Source organism: Leifsonia sp. SIMBA_070, assembly GCF_046534635.1.
In the GTDB taxonomy this organism is placed as follows: Bacteria; Actinomycetota; Actinomycetes; order Actinomycetales; family Microbacteriaceae; genus Leifsonia.
Genome location: NZ_JAWRYK010000370.1, coordinates 1 through 266 on the forward strand (window position 1 = coordinate 1; position 266 = coordinate 266).

Annotated in this window: 1 protein-coding gene; it reads right to left on the reverse strand. The window is 31.6% G+C overall.

The window, feature by feature from the left end:
- Positions 1–266 (reverse strand): phage portal protein (locus SB754_RS20720; RefSeq protein ID WP_410784238.1); only part of this gene is annotated, 266 nt, incomplete at both ends.

The window sequence follows — 266 nt, forward strand, 5'->3', positions numbered from 1 at the left end:
CAAGTTTAGTTTGCATTGACGCATATTGTAATGAAGAAGCTTCAAAGATAATTTTGTTTCCATATCCCCTTTCAGTTCTAGAGAATATCTTACGTGTAAACTCTTCACTTAATTGTCTTGCGATAGGTTCAATTTCAGACTCATAAAAAGCGTTCCATTCATCTTCGTTGTACTTAGATTGAATAATCTTTTCATTGATGTTAAAGAATGAATAAATTCGTTGAATAGTTCTGTCCATTTGTTCTGCATTTGGTACAAAGTTATCT